This window comes from Providencia sp. PROV208 (assembly GCF_028479465.1).
Lineage (GTDB): Bacteria > Pseudomonadota > Gammaproteobacteria > Enterobacterales > Enterobacteriaceae > Providencia > Providencia alcalifaciens.
The window spans coordinates 39,055-53,817 of sequence record NZ_JAMPNS010000011.1; the positions used below are offsets into that span (position 1 = coordinate 39,055).

At 39.1% G+C, this 14,763-nt stretch carries 13 protein-coding genes; 7 read left to right on the forward strand and 6 right to left on the reverse strand.

Annotated elements, in window-relative coordinates:
* Window positions 1-13: 13 nt before the first annotated feature.
* The 3 genes from aceE to nadC form a co-directional block, all read right to left on the reverse strand.
* Entirely contained in the window at window positions 14-2,680 is a 2,667-nt protein-coding gene (gene aceE, locus PR766_RS09335; RefSeq protein WP_006660778.1) for a pyruvate dehydrogenase (acetyl-transferring), homodimeric type, read from the reverse strand.
* Between the two features lie 193 nt (window positions 2,681-2,873).
* Window positions 2,874-3,650 (reverse strand): pyruvate dehydrogenase complex transcriptional repressor PdhR, encoded by a 777-nt coding sequence (gene pdhR, locus PR766_RS09340; protein WP_006661169.1) that lies wholly within the window; start codon window positions 3,648-3,650, stop codon window positions 2,874-2,876.
* A 595-nt stretch (window positions 3,651-4,245) separates the two neighbouring features.
* Window positions 4,246-5,151, reverse strand: coding sequence for a carboxylating nicotinate-nucleotide diphosphorylase (gene nadC / locus PR766_RS09345; RefSeq protein ID WP_006660776.1), 906 nt, complete (start codon window positions 5,149-5,151; stop codon window positions 4,246-4,248).
* 101 nt (window positions 5,152-5,252) lie between these two features.
* On the opposite strand from nadC, the gene ampD reads away from it, so the two are divergent.
* From ampD to yacG, 7 genes are all read left to right on the forward strand, one after another.
* Window positions 5,253-5,789: a 1,6-anhydro-N-acetylmuramyl-L-alanine amidase AmpD gene (gene ampD, locus PR766_RS09350; RefSeq protein ID WP_036964207.1), complete on the forward strand. Its 537-nt coding sequence runs from the start codon at window positions 5,253-5,255 to the stop codon at window positions 5,787-5,789.
* 281 nt (window positions 5,790-6,070) lie between these two features.
* Window positions 6,071-6,496, forward strand: coding sequence for a prepilin peptidase-dependent pilin (gene ppdD, locus PR766_RS09355; protein WP_006661167.1), 426 nt, complete (start codon window positions 6,071-6,073; stop codon window positions 6,494-6,496).
* A gap of 12 nt (window positions 6,497-6,508) precedes the next feature.
* Window positions 6,509-7,903, forward strand: coding sequence for a GspE/PulE family protein (locus tag PR766_RS09360; RefSeq protein WP_006661166.1), 1,395 nt, complete (start codon window positions 6,509-6,511; stop codon window positions 7,901-7,903).
* A gap of 5 nt (window positions 7,904-7,908) precedes the next feature.
* Window positions 7,909-9,093 (forward strand): type II secretion system F family protein, encoded by a 1,185-nt coding sequence (locus PR766_RS09365; RefSeq protein WP_154636235.1) that lies wholly within the window; start codon window positions 7,909-7,911, stop codon window positions 9,091-9,093.
* A 153-nt stretch (window positions 9,094-9,246) separates the two neighbouring features.
* Window positions 9,247-9,852: a dephospho-CoA kinase gene (gene coaE / locus PR766_RS09370; RefSeq protein ID WP_006660771.1), complete on the forward strand. Its 606-nt coding sequence runs from the start codon at window positions 9,247-9,249 to the stop codon at window positions 9,850-9,852.
* Between the two features lie 8 nt (window positions 9,853-9,860).
* Complete coding sequence (gene zapD / locus PR766_RS09375; RefSeq protein ID WP_006661164.1) at window positions 9,861-10,619, forward strand: cell division protein ZapD; 759 nt, start codon at window positions 9,861-9,863, stop codon at window positions 10,617-10,619.
* Between the two features lie 15 nt (window positions 10,620-10,634).
* The gene (gene yacG, locus PR766_RS09380) at window positions 10,635-10,832 is read left to right on the forward strand and encodes a DNA gyrase inhibitor YacG (protein WP_006660769.1); all 198 of its coding nucleotides are present in this window, start codon (window positions 10,635-10,637) and stop codon (window positions 10,830-10,832) included.
* Window positions 10,833-10,928: 96 nt separating this feature from the next.
* Here the strand turns inward: yacG and mutT are convergent, their stop codons facing one another.
* The 3 genes from mutT to secM form a co-directional block, all read right to left on the reverse strand.
* Window positions 10,929-11,327, reverse strand: coding sequence for an 8-oxo-dGTP diphosphatase MutT (gene mutT, locus PR766_RS09385; RefSeq protein ID WP_006660768.1), 399 nt, complete (start codon window positions 11,325-11,327; stop codon window positions 10,929-10,931).
* A 60-nt stretch (window positions 11,328-11,387) separates the two neighbouring features.
* On the reverse strand, window positions 11,388-14,099 hold the full coding sequence (gene secA, locus PR766_RS09390; RefSeq protein WP_154636234.1) for a preprotein translocase subunit SecA: 2,712 nt from the start codon (window positions 14,097-14,099) through the stop codon (window positions 11,388-11,390).
* A 95-nt stretch (window positions 14,100-14,194) separates the two neighbouring features.
* The gene (gene secM, locus PR766_RS09395) at window positions 14,195-14,722 is read right to left on the reverse strand and encodes a secA translation cis-regulator SecM (protein ID WP_006660766.1); all 528 of its coding nucleotides are present in this window, start codon (window positions 14,720-14,722) and stop codon (window positions 14,195-14,197) included.
* Between the last annotated feature and the right edge of the window lie 41 nt (window positions 14,723-14,763).

A 14,763-nucleotide genomic window follows, 5' to 3' on the forward strand; every position in this document is an offset into this window, starting at 1 on the left:
TGATTATTACCTCTTATGCCAAACGTGGGTTAACTTTATCTGGGTTGATGTTGTATTTTTTAATCGCTTCTTCAACGACTTTAACATCAATCTCACCACGTTTAGCCAATTCACCTAACGCTGCAACGATGACATACGTTGTGTCCACTTCGAAGTGGTGACGCAGGTTCTCACGGCTGTCAGAACGACCAAAACCATCTGTACCCAGAACACGGTATTCACTTGCTGGAACATAAGTACGGATTTGCTCAGCGAAGAGTTTCATGTAGTCAGTAGAAGCAACTGCTGGAGCATCATTCATTACTTGAGCAACATACGGTACGCGTGGTGTTGCTGATGGATGCAGCATATTCCAACGTTCACAGTCTTGACCATCACGCGCCAATTCAGTGAATGATGTTACGCTATAGACATCAGAACCAATTCCATACTCAGCGGCCAGAATATCAGCGGCTTCGCGAACATGGCGCATCATAGAACCAGAACCTAATAGCTGCACTTTACCTTTGCTACCTTCAACAGAAGCCAGTTTATAGATACCTTTACGGATACCTTCTTCAACACCTTCCGGCATTGCGTGCATGTGATAGTTTTCGTTCAGAGTCGTGATGTAGTAATACACGTTCTCTTGTTTCTCGCCGTACATACGCTCTAAACCGTTTTGCATGATCACCGCAACTTCATAAGCGTAAGCTGGATCATAAGAAATACAGTTAGGAATCGTCAGAGATTGGATATGGCTATGACCATCTTCGTGCTGTAAGCCTTCACCATTCAATGTTGTACGACCTGAAGTACCACCGATCAAGAAGCCACGAGCTTGTTGGTCACCTGCTGCCCACATTAAGTCACCAATACGTTGGAAACCAAACATAGAATAGTAAATATAGAATGGGATCATTGGCAGGTTATTGGTGCTGTATGATGTTGCAGCCGCTAACCATGAAGAACCGGCACCCAGTTCGTTGATACCCTCTTGCAGAATTTGACCTTTAGAGTCTTCTTTATAGTAAGCAACTTGCTCACGATCTTGCGGAGTATATTGCTGACCTTTCGGGCTATAGATACCGATTTGACGGAACAGACCTTCCATACCGAAGGTACGAGCTTCGTCTGCAATGATTGGTACTAAACGCTCTTTGATAGAGTTGTTTTTCAACATGACATTCAATGCACGAACAAATGCGATTGTTGTTGAAATCTCTTTAGATTGTTCTTCCAGTAATTGACTGAAATCTGCCAGTGTAGGAATTTCCAGTTTTTCATCGAATTTAGCACGACGAGCTGGTAAATAGCCACCCAGAGCTTGACGACGCTCATGCAGGTATTTGTATTCTTCTGAATCTTTATCGAAAGTGATAAATGGCAGTTTTTCAATTTGCTCATCAGCAACTGGTACATTGAACTGATCACGGAAGTGGCGAACGCCATCCATGTTCATTTTCTTAACTTGGTGAGCAATGTTTTTACCTTCTGCAGTTTCACCCATACCATAACCTTTGATGGTTTGAGCTAAAATAACAGTTGGTTTGCCTTTAGTTTCTTGCGCTTTTTTGAATGCTGCATACACTTTCTTCGGATCATGACCACCACGGTTCAGGGCCCAAATTTCGTCATCAGTCATATCTTTCACTAATGCAGCCGTTTCAGGATAACGGTTGAAGAAGTGCTCACGCACATATGCACCATCGCGTGATTTAAATGTTTGATAGTCACCGTCAAGGGTTTCGTTCATCAATTGAACCAGCTTACCGGTAGTATCTTTACGCAGTAGCTCATCCCAACGATCGCCCCACATAACTTTAATAACTTGCCAGCCAGCTCCGCTAAAGATGCCTTCTAACTCGTTAACAATTTTGCCGTTACCTGTAACCGGACCATCTAAACGTTGCAAGTTACAGTTAATAACGAAGACTAAGTTATCTAACTTATCGCGTGTTGCGATAGTGATTGCGCCTTTAGATTCTGGCTCATCCATTTCACCATCACCTAAGAAAGCATAAACACGCTGTGCTGACGTATCTTTCAGTCCACGGTTATCCAAATATTTCAGGAATTTAGCCTGATAAATCGCATTTAGTGGTCCCAGGCCCATTGAAACGGTCGGGAACTGCCAGAAATCTGGCATCAATTTAGGGTGCGGATAAGAAGACAGACCTTTACCACCAATTTCTTGACGGAAGTTATTCATCTGTTCTTCAGTTAAACGACCTTCTAAGAATGCACGCGCATAGATACCTGGGGAGATATGGCCTTGGAAAAAGACTAAGTCACCACCATCATTGTTGTTATGAGCGCGGAAGAAATGGTTGAAGCAAACTTCATATAAAGTTGCGGAGGACTGGAATGATGCCATGTGACCACCCAGTTCTAAATCCTTTTTAGATGCACGCAGAACGGTCATTACAGCGTTCCAGCGAATTGCAGAACGGATACGGCGTTCTAAATCCATGTTACCAGGGTATGCAGGTTCATCTTCAACAGCAATTGTGTTGATGTAATCAGAACTACCAGATGCACCAGCGGCAATGTTAACACCGCCTTTACGTGCTTCGCTTAATACCTGCTCGATAATAAACTGTGCACGATCAACACCTTCTTCACGGATGACCGATTCAATCGCCTGTAGCCAGTCGCGAGTTTCAATCGGATCCACGTCATTTTTTAACATATCTGACATGGTGTATTCCTTATCTGTTATCTATTTTATATGGTTATGTGGAGCCTATCTTCCCAGTGCTTTCTTCATACGATTGTCTTCATGACAGTGAAAACAACAGGAAGATAGGCCCTAATGTAGTTGCCGCTTTACTTCTAATTAAGAGTGCTCACAGTAATGCAGACGCAGCAGTCAGGATCCGCATTACTAATTTTTAAATCTGATCTAAGCCAGGATGTTGCTGTAATCGGCGTAGCGAACGTTCTCTGCGAGTTTGTTCACGACCAATATCCAGCAGCAAGTCCTCAATGAAAGCGAGGTGCCGATGTGATGCCTCTCGCGCTTTTTCTGGTTCTCTTGCAACAATAGCGGAGAAAATCTGTTCTCTATGTTCACTTACCGCGTTATACATCTCTTTGCGGGTATACAAGAACTCAAAATTCTGTCGAATATTTTGCTCTAGCATTGGGATCATGCAGCGTAGTAAATGAAGGAGCACTACATTATGCGCTGCTTCCGTTACAATCAGTTGATACTGTAATACCGCATCTGATTCTGCATTAAGATCGCCACTTTCTTGAGCCGATTTAATCAATTCATAGCTTTGACGGATACGCTCAAGATCTTCTTCTGTACCACGTAATGCAGCGTAATAGGCAGCAATGCCTTCTAATGCATGACGAGTTTCTAAAAGATCTAATTGAGATTCTGGGTTACCAGCGAGTAATTCGGTCAATGGGTCACTAAAACTTTGCCACATCTGCTTTTGTACAAATGTGCCACCACCTTGACGACGAGATAGAAGACCTTTTGCTTCTAAGGTTTGAATAGCTTCACGCACTGATGGTCTTGAGACATCAAATTGCTTCGCAAGTTCACGTTCAGGAGGCAGCTTTTCGCCGGGGCGTAAAGTCCCCTCGAATATAAGATGCTCAAGCCGCTGCTCGATTACATCAGATAACTTTGGTTGGCGAATTTTACCGTAAGTCATAATCTGCCATTTTCATAGTGAGTAATTATTGATTATCTAGTACCCAGTGTTAATTGGTCATACCAATTATTTTATGGCTTAATAAAGTAACAAAGTATTCACTATCTGTCCATAAAGACCTTGAGCTAAATCATAAAATCCTGCAAGTTTTAACGATTTTTTTTAAAAAAAGCATTAATTAATAACCAACCCTTGACTAAACAACACACAATATTAACAAAAATAATGATTTTTTATGCCGTAAAAACCAAAACTGAAGCGTTACAGCTTACCAATTAGTGAATACTTATATATATATAGTGAATTTTAAATCAAATTGTGAGTTATATGTTTATTCCTACTTATAAGTACAATTTCATTGGTTAAAAATTTGTTAAATCAATAGTGATTAAGAATGATATTAAATCATTCATTACATAATAACTTACCATCAATGGTAAACATTTATGTCCTAAATATGCGTTGCAATTCGATAAACACAAAATATATCTAAAAGAATAATTACTATGAGCATAACGATTAATCTAGGGCAAATCATTCAAACAATCGACTGCCCTTATCTCATTCAATACAGTCTATGCCCTTAGCTTTGTGCTTATTCACTTTTGACATTCGTAAAGCGCATTGAAAGATCTAACGCTTGAATGTGTTTCGTTAATGCGCCGACTGAAATAAAATCAATGCCCGTTTCTGCAAATTCTCTGATCGTTTTATCTGTGACATTCCCTGACACTTCTAAGGCAGCTTTGCCATTCGTAATAACCACTGCATCTTTCATCATGTCAGTCGTAAAATTATCAAGCATGATAATGTCTGCGCGGGCTTTGATTGCCTGTAACAGCTCTTCTAAATTTTCAACTTCAACTTCAATAGGAACATCTGGGTGAGCTTGACGAGCAAGAGAAACCGCTTGAGAAACTGATCCCGCAGAAATAATATGGTTTTCTTTGATGAGATAGGCATCTGACAAACCTAGTCGATGGTTATAACCGCCCCCCATGAGTACTGCATATTTTAATGCACTACGTAGACCGGGAATTGTTTTACGGGTATCTAATAATTTAGCCCGTGTACCTTCAAGAAAAGCCACATACTTTGCAGTTACTGTGGATACAGACGATAACGTTTGAATGAAATTCAATGCAGTTCTTTCGCCCGTAAGCAAGATTTGAGAAGGTCCCTGCATTTTGCATAGCACTTGATTAGGCGAAACTTTATCGCCATCCTGTACTTTCCAATCTACTTTAACTTTGTTACCTAGCTGGTAAAAAACCTCTTCTAGCCATTTTTGCCCACAAAAAACACCTTCTTCACGAGTAATAATCTGAGCATGTGCTTGTGTTTCTTTACTTAATAACTGCCCAGTGATATCCCTTTTATAATCAATAATCTGACCAAGATCTTCTTTTAAAGCCACGCTGACCATGAAAGGAATATCAGCGACTAATCTTGCCATGAGCATTTTGCGTCTTTCTTGTTCATCATAACGTCGTGTAGTCATCGTTCACTCCAAAATATGCACCCGCAGAGATCTCAATTATGCTAATCTTTTCTAATTACGGGCACTTACAAAAAAGAAAAGAGCATACTATGGATACTGATATGAAAATACATGATGGATGGCTAAATAATGTGACTCATATCCCTTCTCCACATCAGGATGACCGCCCAGAAGGAGAAACCCCTTCACTTTTGGTTATTCATAATATCAGCTTGCCTCCGGGGCAATTTGGTGGTCCTTATATTAACCAGCTATTTACTGGCACTTTAAACCCTGAAGAACATCCTTTTTTTGAGGAAATTAAACATCTGCGTGTTTCGGCTCACTGCCTTATTCGCCGTGATGGTGAAATTATTCAATATGTCCCCTTTAATAAACGAGCATGGCATGCTGGTCAATCCAACTACCAAGGAAGAGAAAAGTGTAATGACTTTTCTATTGGCATTGAGTTAGAAGGTACTGACTATGAAGCATTCACTGAAGCTCAATACTTAGCGTTAGCCAAGCTAAGCCAATTACTGATAATCGAGTACCCAAAAATTAAACAGAATATTACAGGTCATAGCGATATAGCCCCTACTCGAAAAACCGATCCTGGCCCTCACTTTGATTGGCTATATTATAAAAATTTACTCTAATGTTTATTCATTTTCTGCTCTCTCCTTTTTAGCTAATGTGGATAAAACTCCCCATTAGCTCATTTCTATCTCTGTATCTATTTATATCAGCTCAGAACATTCGTTTTTATTACAAAAATTGCCCTTAATACATTTTTGCGAGAACGCTCGAAATAAAATGAGACAGACCACCATTTGCAGTATCTATTTACAAAGCCACTCGTAATCTGCGTTTTCATCCTGTGTTTTCGCTAAAAATAGTCTCTAAAATGGAATCTCAAACTACCAAGGAGATTTTATTTATGGATCAAAAAGGATTTTCACTCGTTGAAATCATGGTTGTTATCGCAATTATTTCAATACTGAGTGCCGTTGCTATACCTGGCTACCAAAGCTATATGCAAAAAGCAGCTATGACCGACGTTCTACGGACCATATTGCCTTATAAAAACAGTGTCGAACTATGTAATTTTAACCAAGGTATTTTGGCTAAATGTAATTCTGGAAAAGAGGATATTCCGAGCAATATCAAAGGAAAGTATCTGAAACAGATCGATGCGAAAGCCGGAGTTATTACTTTTGTCGGTGATAAGACATTAACGGGCTTGTCAGGGGTTTTGACACCAATCAATTCAACAGCGAATACCCCATTTTCTTGGGGCGTTAGTTGCCTAGCTGATAATGATGCTGAACTAAAAAAACTGTGTGAAAAAACACTGAACTTTTAATAAGGGATTAATATGCGCTCATCTAGGGAAAGCCACTATATTTTCAAAGAGCTAAAAGTGCTTTGTGATAAAAACTACATTGTCATTATTGATTACAATGAAAAAAGACTATCCATCGCTACAATAGAAAAACCAAATGATAATTTACTGTCTACTTTACGTTTCATTGCCAGCGTACCCGTCTGTTATGAAATCTGGGCAAAAGAAAAAATTGACCATTATTTCAATCGCCATATTTTAGAAATTAATGAAGATGAAAATGCATATCAGACCAATTCCACTGAATCTGTCAATGTGGTATCGCCTGCGGTTGATTTTGTCGAAGATTTATTAAAAATGGCGGTGAGAAAACGCGCTTCCGATATCCATCTTGAACCGACAAAACATAATTTAAAAATCCGCCTTAGGGTTGATGGTAAGCTCTATATCTTTCCTTCCCCACCTCATGAAATAAACAATGAAGTTATTGCTAGAATAAAAATTTTATCAAAAATGAATATTGCGGAAAAAAGAATTCCACAGGATGGTCAAATGAATTGGAATTTTGAACGGAAAAACTTTAGTATTCGCCTCTCTAGTATGCCAACTATCCACGGTGAAAAATTAGTTCTTAGATTACTCAACACTCAATTGAAATACTCTATTGAACAGATTGGAATGTGTTCATCCTTATTATCTGACCTCAAAAACACACTACAGAAACCGCAGGGGTTAATTTTAGTCACCGGTCCCACAGGTAGTGGCAAAACTGTCACACTCTACAGCGCGCTTGAGTATCTAAATAAAACGTCAAGAAATATATCAACGATTGAAGATCCTATTGAGATCCCTCTTGGGGGAATAAACCAAACACAAGTAAACGAAAAATATTCACTTACTTTTGCGTTTATCCTGCGAGCACTACTACGACAAGACCCTGATGTTATTATGATTGGGGAAATTCGTGATGAGGAAACCGCCCAGATAGCAACTCGAGCGGCGCAAACTGGTCACCTTGTACTATCAACACTTCACACCAACTGCACCATGAGTGCCATTACTCGTATGGCACAGCTCGGTGTCGACAAGAATCAGCTCCAATCTTGTTTAAAAATGGTTATCGCTCAACGCCTAGTAAGGAAACTTTGCACCTATTGCAAACAAGAAACACCGACAACCGCTCAAATAAATCAGTCCAAGAGTATTAATGAATATCACTCAACTGGTTGTGAACACTGCTTTTCTGGGTTCATGGGACGTGCTGCAATCTATGAATATCTCGAGCAAACGCAGCTCGATTTCATCTTTAAAGAAGGCAATAAAGTTCCAGATAATTTCAAAAGCTTATTTCAAACAAGCCTTGAGCACGTTGATTTAGGGGAAACAACATTACAAGAAATCTACTCTACTATCGGGCAAGGGAGATAAATTCAATGTTCATTTATAGTTACACCTCATTAAACAATAATTATTATGTAGCTGACAGCTTAATTGCAAAAAGTAAAAAACAAGTATTTTTAGAAATCATTAATCGAGGGCAAACACCCATATCAATAAAATTAAAATCTATTTTTATTTTTGATGCGGAAAATTTGAATTATAGAATTCACTTTTTTCATCAACTTAACATTCTATCCTCATCAGGAATTAGTTTACTAAAGTGCTTTCAATTGCTTCAACTCAATTGCCACCTACCTTTTTGGCGAGATATTATTAATCATACGATTAGCGACCTAGAAAAAGGAAATAATTTTATTATAAATTTTAAAAAACACCCTCATATTTTCAATCCAACCATTATTAGCTTAATTAGGATTGCTGAAAAAACCGGAAAATATGATGAAAGCTTTTTAATCATTAAAAATATGCTTGAAAATAATCAAAAAACATCAATTTTAATCAAAAAAGCCTTACGTTATCCAATTACCTTGATAGGTTTTTCCAGCTTGTTACTGATTATTATGTTGGTTTTTGTCATTCCTCAATTTGCTGAGATTTATGAGAACTTTCAACAAGAACTGCCTGCTATAACAAAAGCCGTTCTCTTAATATCCAACTCTATTATTGATAATACGAGAGAAATCTTAGCAATTCTATTTCCTACTATATTCATAGGTATAAGATATAAATCTTCTATATCGAATAGGTTGGGGTTTTTAATGGATTTTTTACCCTATATTAAGAACATCATCCGAATGAAGAGCTTGAACCTGTATTTTCTGACTCTTTCCTCAACCTTAAAATCAGGACTGTCCCTATCTGAATGTCTTGATTGCTCAGCAAGAATTATTAAACATAGTCAGTATAATAAAGAATGTAATGAAATATGTTACTCTGTTCTTAAAGGTAGCTCATTATCAGATGCAATGAAAAATACACATTTATTCCCTGACTTAGCCATTCAACTCATTTCTCTTGCTGAAGAGTCAGGAAAACTAGAATACTTTACATTATATTTATTTAAGTATTACACACAGCAATATGAAACTATTACAGAACAGCAACTCAAAAACCTTGAGCCTATTTTACTTTTATTTATAGCAATAGTTGTCTGCTTAATTATGTTTGCAATGTACTTACCCATATTTAATTTAGGCTCGGTAATTTCGGGTGCTTAACTATGCATCCAAAGAAAACAGTTAAATTTAGATAGTAAAAACTGTTTGAAGTCACAGTTATATCCATAACATCATAGCTTGCTTAAATTGTATAAAGACAAATTAAAACTTTCAGTGTAATCTGACTTATTTCCAGTGAATTAAAGAATTTTTATGTCTTATATTGTTGCCCTCACAGGGGGAATAGGAAGTGGTAAAACAACGGTTGCCAACGAGTTTGCTAAGCTAGGAGTTCCACTAGTTGATGCTGATGTTATTGCCCGCCAAGTTGTTGAACCGAATACCCCTGCGATCATGAGTATTGCACAGCATTTTGGTCAAAATGTAATAAATCATGATGGCTCTTTAAATAGGGGTTATTTGCGAACCGTCGTGTTTTCAAAGCCAGAAGAAAAAATGTGGTTAAATGCTCTTCTTCACCCTTTGATACAACAAGAAACGCAAAAACAACTTCAGCAGGCTAACTATCCTTATGTTTTATGGGTTGTTCCCTTACTTGTTGAAAATAAGATTACGCATTTAGCGGATCGTGTTCTTGTCGTTGACGTCACTCGAGAAGAGCAGATAGAAAGAACAATTCAACGCGATAACGCAGACCGTGAGCATGTTATTCACATATTAGATGCACAGGCATCTAGAGAAGAAAGACTCTCATATGCTGATGATATTATCACCAATCATACTAATGATGCCGATATACCAAATAAAGTTGTTGAACTACACAAACAATACCTAGCACTTGCAGCACAAAAAGAATAGGAATGAGTATGAGCGAACACATCGAGACAACTTTGGTTACTTATGAATATCCAATGAATGAAAAAATTCGTTCTTGGTTGCGCCTTGAAACGTTATTAATGCAAATCTATGAGCAGAGCAACATTACCTCATACTCTTCAGGAATTGCTTTTTTTCGCTCAGTATCTGAATTAATTGAAATTCTAGATAGAGGTGAGGTTCGCTCTGACCTTATCAAAGAGCTAGAAAAACAAAAAAATCGACTACTTAACTGGATAGACTCACCAAATGTTGATAAAACATTAATCACTTCATTTCTGAATGAATTAACTCCGAAAATAAGTAGTTTGATGTCTGCTCCTAGATTTGGTCATCAACTGCGTAATGATAAAATCATTAGTATGGTTCGTCAGCGCCTCAGTATTCCTGGTGGTTGCTGTAGCTTTGATTTACCTACCCTACAACTATGGCTCAATATGCCTCAAGCAGATAGAGATAACGAAATCAAAAGCTGGCTAAATAGTTTAGACCCTTTACAAGAGGCCTTAGAAACTGTCCTACTGCTTATTCGCCAAAACGGAAGCTTTGAAGCCGCTGAATCTCATAATGGCTTTTACCAAGGTAGTGTTGAAGGAAAAGAACTTTTACGTATTCGGCTAGCTCCAGATAATTTGATATATCCACAAATTTCAGGGCATAAAACTCGTTTTGCCTTACGTTTTCTTCATATCGATAGCGAGAATGGTATACTGCCAGACGTCATTCGTTTTCAGTTAGCCTGTTGTTAGTTTGAGAGTCGATGTATGAGTGAAATTATTGAAGTCAATTGCCCTACCTGCCAAAAAATTGTTGTGTGGAATGAATCGAGTCCCTTCCGTCCATTTTGCAGTAAACGCTGCCAACTTATTGATTTAGGTGAATGGGCAACCGAAGATAAACGCATTGAAAGCCAAGGTGATATTTCAGACAGTGAAAGCTGGAGCGAACCGCCAGAGTACTAACTTTATTTTCTAGATTAACAGTGAAAATAGCCATCATTAGGCTATTTTCATCTCTATTCTTAGTACTCCCTTAACAGAATAGCATTAAAGATTGTGTTAAACCTTTTTTGTCAGCATATCTACAATCACGCGGTTAGCGAGTGGAAAATCTTCCGCTATTAAGTCGTGTTGTTTAATCCAACGTGATTTTTGCCCCTCTTTTCCATACGGTTCATTTTCCCAGTCTGAAACCATAAAAAAGTAAAGGGTGATAAATCTATCTTCAAATTCATGATCAACTTGATGGAATAAATTACAGTCAGTGACTGCAATACCAACTTCTTCCTCTAGTTCACGAATTAATGCATCCTTTGGATGCTCTCCTTTTTCTAGCTTTCCGCCAGGGAATTCCCAGAACCCCGCCATATGAGTACCCTCAGGGCGCTGAGTAATAAAAATATGTTGCTGAGAATTACGAATGATCCCAGCGGCAATATGCAGATGTTTTTTTTCCATAATTTCGTCATTAAAAAGGCGGGTTTCCCCGCCTTTATTTATTAGTTATCAAACTTTACATTAATTCAAACGGCCATGGCACTGTTTGTATTTTTTACCAGAACCACAAGGGCATGGATCATTACGACCAATTTTATGACCTTGAGTTGCAATTTTCGCTTCTGTTTCAGTCATTAACGATTCAGCTTCCGCTTCATGGCTTAAATGCTGCTTCTTAGCCAAGCGCTCTGCTTCTTCACGACGTTGTTGTTCTAATGCTTCAACTTCTTCAGGTAAGCGCACCTGAACTTTTGACAGAGTACTGATCACTTCATATTTCAGTGCTTCCAACATGTTTGCAAACATACTGAAAGATTCACGCTTGTATTCTTGTTTTGGATCTTTTTGCGCATATCCACGTAAGTGAATACCTTGACGTAAATAATCCATAGAAGCTAAGTGCTCTTTCCACAGTGTATCCAGCGTCTGTAACATAACGCCTTTTTCAAAATTACGCATCGCCTCAGCACCAACAATCTCTTCTTTACGTTGGTAAATTTCCACTGCTTTTTCCATGATACGTTCACGTAACGTTTCCTCATGAAGTTCAGGTTCTTTATCCAACCACTCTTGAATTGGTAAGTCGAGGTCAAAGTCATTAACTAAACGTTTCTGTAAACCGTCAATATCCCACATCTCTTCCAGAGATTGAGGTGGAATATATGCATCGATAATGGTGGTAAACACATCTTCACGAATGCTATCTACGGTTTCTTTGATATCGCCACCATCCAGCAGCTCATTACGCTGAGCATAAATAGCGCGGCGTTGGTCACTTGCTACATCATCATACTCAAGTAACTGTTTACGAATATCAAAGTTACGGCTTTCAACTTTACGCTGTGCGTTAGCAATTGCTTTAGTGACCCATGGATGTTCAATAGCTTCGCCCGGTTTCATACCCAGTTTTTTCATCATGCCCGTAACACGGTCTGATGCGAAGATACGCATTAAAGCATCTTCCATAGACAGATAGAAACGTGATGAACCAGCATCACCTTGACGTCCCGCACGACCACGTAACTGGTTATCGATACGGCGAGATTCATGGCGCTCTGTACCGATGATATGTAAACCGCCAGCCGCTAACACTTCATCGTGACGAATTTTCCAGTTCGCTTTGATTTCATCAATTTGTTCTTGCGTTGGGTTCTCTAGCGCAGCCACTTCTGACTGCCAGCTTCCCCCTAACATGATATCGGTACCACGACCCGCCATGTTAGTTGCGATGGTTACAGCGCTTTTTTGCCCCGCGTTAGCAATAATATCAGCTTCCATTGCGTGAAATTTCGCATTCAATACGTTATGAGCAATTTTTGCTTTAGTCAGCGCATGAGAAATTAATTCAGATTTTTCAATCGAAATGGTACCGACCAGAACTGGCTGACCTTTGGACGTTTTATCACGAATATCTTCAATAATTGCTTCAAATTTGTCTGCTTCAGTCATATAGACTAAATCAGGCATATCCTTACGAACCATTGGACGGTTAGTTGGGATAACAATCGTATCCAGTTTATAGATAGAGCTAAATTCGAATGCTTCGGTATCTGCTGTACCCGTCATACCCGCTAATTTTTCGTATAAGCGGAAATAGTTCTGGAAAGTGATAGATGCCAATGTTTGGTTTTCATTATGAATTTCAACACCTTCTTTTGCTTCAACAGCTTGGTGCAGACCATCAGACCAACGACGCCCTTCCATTGTACGACCAGTATGTTCGTCGACAATAATGACTTGGTTATCTTTAACAATATAGTCAACATCACGAGTAAACAGTGCATGTGCACGTAAACCTGCCATGACGTGGTGCATCAGCATAATGTTTGATGGTGAATAAAGCGACTCGCCTTCATCCATTAAACCAGCTTTTGCCAGTAATTCTTCAACCAGAACCAGACCTCGCTCTGTAATTGTTACCTGACGAGATTTTTCATCAACTGAGAAGTGACCTTCACCTTGGAAAGTGTCTGAGTCTTCTTTTTCTTGGCGAACGAGTTTCGGGATCAGTTTGTCCACTTTGATGTACAGATCCGAGCTATCTTCCGCTGGGCCTGAAATGATCAGTGGCGTACGCGCTTCATCGATAAGGATAGAGTCCACCTCATCCACTAATGCGTAATGCAGTTTACGTTGAACGCGATCTTCTGGGCTAAATGCCATGTTGTCACGTAAATAGTCAAAACCAAATTCGTTGTTAGTACCGTAAGTAATGTCTTCCGCATAAGCTTGACGCTTTGCAGGTGGAGCCATACCCGATAAGTTAATACCAACCGTTAAACCTAAAAATTCGAATAATGGACGGTTATTTTCTGCATCACGTTTTGCTAAGTAGTCGTTCACGGTAACAACGTGAACCCCTTTGCCTGATAATGCGTTAATGTATGCTGGCAGCGTTGCAGTCAGTGTTTTACCTTCACCTGTACGCATTTCTGCGATGCAACGTTCGTTCAGAACCATACCACCGATTAACTGAACGTCGAAATGACGCATACCGAATACACGTTTACTTGCTTCACGCACTGTCGCAAACGCTTCAGGAATCATATTTTCAATCCTTTCGCCTTGCTTTAAACGCTCACGAAATTCTGCGGTTTTGGCTTTCAGCTCGTCATCCGATAATTTCTCAAACTCAGGCTCTAGCTGGTTAATTTTTTCCACCTCTTTACGCAGACGGCGCAGAGTACGGTCATTACGGCTACCAAATACTTTGGTTAATAGTTTAGTTAACATATTTTTTCTCAGGTAAATCAATTAATTATTCAAATCAGTGATTTTTGGCACGATAAAAACTCTCTCCGTAATGGAGTAAGTATCGTTAAATAGATTTAGGCAAAAAATGGTCCTGCCCGAATGCCATGCACCTGAGCAACCCAAATTGCAGGCTGATAAACGGAAAAGAGAGGGTAGATGTATTCACTCGCTTGAGTGGTTGCCACATCCCATTGAAGTGACCGTTGAGCCAGCATGGCATACAACGTATCCAGCATTAACTGAGGGGCAAATAAAGGTTCTTTTTGTAACTTGCTTTTATCGGTACCTTCATCTTCAGTTGCAGAAAAAGCAAAAGTCAGCTGGCGGATAACATTACGTACCGCATGCTGCTGCCAGTAATTAACAGAATAAGAGGATGAGGATGAAGAACGCTGAGAATTCTGCTGAGCGAATAAATTATCGAATGCATTGACAGCTTGGCTTTGTCGATTTGCTGGCGCAGAATTGATTAAAGTTTGCTGGGATTCCGATAAGGCATTTAAAATTGTAGGCAAGCCAACACCCGTAGCCACAACACCTAATAAAAGGTGGGACCAAAAGTATCGTCTACCTAAATGTCGCCAAAAATTTAAAATACCCATCAAACTCTTATATAATTTATAGATTAAAGTATTATTCCCAA